Below are 2,571 nucleotides of genomic sequence, written 5' to 3'. Positions count from 1 at the left end.
ATTGTTAGCCTTAGAAATTTCTTCTTGAAGAGCTTTTTCAAGATTATCCTTGTTTGCCTCATACCAAGAAATAACATAATCAGGAACCACTGGCTTTTTCACCTCTTCCAAACTATCAACTAAGTTTAGAACAGCTCGACGTGTCATATAGACATTGTCATCATCTCCAAAAGTAACTTCATAGCATTTCTTCTGGATTTCCTGTTTCAGTTCTTGGACATTCATACTTTTACTACCCCTTATCTTCTAGCAAGTAAGAGGGAATGGTGACATCTTCATCATTCATTCCCAAAAAATGCTTCACCCCAAAACGTAGTGCTTCAGAGAAATTTACTCCCTCTTGTCTTGCAAGTTCGTCCAGGTAAGAGGGAATAGTGCAGTTTTTCTTCACCATTTTTTTCTTTGCCTCTTCAAAGATTGGGGATAGCCATACTCCAATTTCAACTACTTTCCCCTCTTCTTGTAATTCGGCTGTGTATGGTTTAGGAATTTTCTTGCCCATACGAATATAATTGAAAATGGTTACTTCTAAGGCATCACGAGCATTTTTCATTGCTTCTGCCATTGTGCTCCCATCAGTGAAACACTCACCTTTAAAGTCATCAAACTGGACGATAAAAGCTCCGTCTTCATCATTTGTTACCCTTGCTGGGTAATAGAGTTTTTCACTCATTGCCTATCCTTTCTCCAACGCTTACCCCCTAAAGGGGCGGGGATTAAAACTTTATCCCCGTTATCCGTTCAATGTTGCCTAGCGTCCCTTTTCTAACTGTTTTTCCGTCTTGAGGAAAGGGAAAGAATTTATCGCCTTTCTGGAAACCCTCATGGCTTCCTTTCCCTCTTCCTTTAACAAGTTCCCAGCCCTCTTTTTTGAGACGCTTGACAACCTTTCTTCGGTCAAGAATCCTTGACATAAGCGTTGTCCTCTTGTCCTTTCTGTTAAGATTGTTGATTGGTTAAGCCTCCTTGCCTTAACCTTGATTACATTATACGCCTTTTTAATGCGTATGTCAATAGATATATTTTGTTTTTCTGTAAAAAAAATAGCCCACTCCAAAAGGAGCGGACTTTATTGGCTTAACCAACAATCTTAACAAAATTATTATATCATTGCTTTATAGTTTTGTCTAGCTATTATTTCAATCATTTGCAATATAACAACTCATATTCTGACTGACTTTCTTTATTCTATCCTTTGCAATATCAAAGTATCTTGCATCCTTTTCAATACCAATAAAGTCTCTTTCTGTATTCATACACGCAATTCCTGTTGATCCGCTGCCCATGCAATTATCCAAAACTACTTCTCCTTWGTTTGTGTAGGTCTTTATCAGCCATTCCAACAAAGCTACTGGCTTTTGGGTAGGGTGATATTTCTCCTTTTGGGTGTCCTTAGCAAACACTTGCACGTCTATTGGATAGCGTTCTGTCGTATCATAGTCAGCATGATAATGTGTTGTGAATCCATAGATACTTTCACCTGATTTAACATTCCCTGTTTGGCGCTCTACAGATTGTTTTCTGCTGATTGATTTTGAGGTTTTTCTTGGGTGTCCTGTTGTTTTCTGGGGGTTATATGTTGGCAATCCCTCATAGAAAACAAGGATATTCTCATGAGCTTTCATTGGCATTTTTTTAGCGTTAAGATGGCCTGTAGGCTGCGTCTTTTGCCAGATAATCTCATAGCGCAACCACTCCAAATTAGAGCAGCCTAGCACCTTGTCAAAAGGTGTCTGTGCAAATAGTAGAATTGCTCCATCGGCCTTGATAATTCTCTTGTACTGCTCCCACAAAAGCCCTAGTTCGATAATAGAATCCCACTTAGCATTTGTAGTGCCATAAGGCAAATCGCACAAAATCATATCAACACTACCATCTGGAATGGTTTGCATTAACTCCAGGCAGTCCCCAAGCAATAGCTCTGCTCTGCTCTGCTAGAATATCAAGCTGTTTATTCAAAGTCAATCCTTTCTTCAAAATTCCTGCGCACTGGTTCACTCAGCTCGCTCAAGTTTTTTTGAATCAGTCCAGCGTCTGCTAAACGCTCTAATGTTAGTAACTGCTCTTTGGTCAAGCTGCTTAAACTGTAACAACGTTGTCCCTCGTACCAAACAGACACAGCCCTTGAGTAATACAAGAGTTCTTCTTCATAAAAAGTGATACTGAAGTCAAAGTCACTATTAGGCTGATTATGGTTGACAGTCCTTTTGAAATCAAAATCAGAACTAGCCATTCTCTGCCTTACAATGCTATGAATTACCATAGTGTGGCTAGGTCGCACTTTAACAATACGACCGTCTTCCAGAATGATTACTTCACAATACTGGATAAAATCAGTAGGATTATTTTTGGCGTGAGACAGAAATTCTTCTACAGAAAGGATAGGAATTTCATATATAACGCGTTCCTCATCCTTAGTTTCTGCTGGCATAATGATTGGCAGAAAGTTATCTATATTTTTCTTCCTCATTCCAAATTCCAAACTTTGTTTCAGTTTAATCAGAACTAACAATATTAAACCTACTTCACCGAAGAACAAAAAGAATGAAACGAAAAACCACCAGATATTAA

4 protein-coding genes and 1 pseudogene are annotated in these 2,571 nt (G+C 38.7%); all 5 read right to left on the bottom strand.

The window, feature by feature from the left end:
* A pseudogene (locus K4I03_RS12390) lies at nt 1–225 on the bottom strand (hypothetical protein); the annotation flags it as partial.
* A 7-nt stretch (nt 226–232) separates the two neighbouring features.
* Nucleotides 233–673 carry a type II toxin-antitoxin system HicB family antitoxin gene (locus tag K4I03_RS12385; protein WP_227965648.1) on the bottom strand — a complete coding sequence of 147 codons (441 nt, stop codon included), beginning with the start codon at nt 671–673 and terminating at the stop codon, nt 233–235.
* Between the two features lie 43 nt (nt 674–716).
* Nucleotides 717–914, bottom strand: a complete 198-nt coding sequence (locus tag K4I03_RS12670) for a type II toxin-antitoxin system HicA family toxin (protein WP_227965647.1) — start codon at nt 912–914, stop codon at nt 717–719.
* Between the two features lie 225 nt (nt 915–1,139).
* Nucleotides 1,140–1,892 (bottom strand): DNA-methyltransferase, encoded by a 753-nt coding sequence (locus K4I03_RS12375; protein WP_227965646.1) that lies wholly within the window; start codon nt 1,890–1,892, stop codon nt 1,140–1,142.
* Between the two features lie 59 nt (nt 1,893–1,951).
* On the bottom strand, nt 1,952–2,571 hold a 620-nt coding region (locus K4I03_RS12370), incomplete at its 5' end, for a hypothetical protein (RefSeq protein ID WP_227965645.1).

This window comes from Streptococcus sanguinis (genome assembly GCF_020729725.1).
Classification (GTDB): domain Bacteria; phylum Bacillota; class Bacilli; order Lactobacillales; family Streptococcaceae; genus Streptococcus; species Streptococcus sanguinis_V.
The sequence above is the reverse complement of the archived record's forward strand: the minus strand, read 5'-3'. Positions and strand labels throughout refer to the sequence as shown.

Bases quoted from the DNA above. Each gene is read 5' to 3' on its own strand.
- K4I03_RS12385 (WP_227965648.1), bottom strand. From the start codon at position 673: ATGAGTGAAAAACTCTATTACCCAGCAAGGGTAACAAATGATGAAGAC.
- K4I03_RS12670 (WP_227965647.1), bottom strand. From the start codon at position 914: ATGTCAAGGATTCTTGACCGAAGAAAGGTTGTCAAGCGTCTCAAAAAA.